Consider the following 458-nt stretch of genomic DNA (forward strand, 5'->3'; position numbering starts at 1 on the left):
GATCTGTAATAGCCCGGCGGTAATTAGTGCCAGCAGGGCGACCAGCGGATCGAAGTGACCTTGCCACCATGCCAGCGCTGTCCCGACGATAATTGCAGCAAAGGCGAGGGGGAGGGTTTTAGGTCGTAAACTTTCCAGCCACGCCTGAGTTCGGCTAATTTGTTGTTCAGTCATAATACGCGCCAATAAAAATGGGGCCTTTCAGCCCCATCAAACAATGATGAAAATGATTGAACGCGATTATAGGATAAAACGGCTCAGATCTTCATCTGCCACCAACGCATCCAGATGTTTGCTCACATAATCTGCGTCAATAGTGATATTTTGACCGCTTAAATCGCTGGCGTCGTAGGAAATCTCTTCCATTAAACGCTCCAGAACAGTGTGTAAACGACGAGCACCGATGTTTTCGGTAGATTCGTTCACCTGCCATGCCGCTTCCGCGATGCGTTTAATAC

At 48.7% G+C, this 458-nt stretch carries 1 pseudogene; it reads right to left on the minus strand.

Annotation, left to right across the window (positions count from 1 at the left end):
* Positions 1-240: 240 nt before the first annotated feature.
* Positions 241-458, minus strand: a pseudogene (locus GRC12_RS45035) (hypothetical protein); the annotation flags it as partial.

The sequence above is a fragment of the Streptomyces griseorubiginosus genome, from assembly GCF_017614965.1.
Taxonomy (GTDB): Bacteria; Actinomycetota; Actinomycetes; order Streptomycetales; family Streptomycetaceae; genus Streptomyces; species Streptomyces griseorubiginosus_B.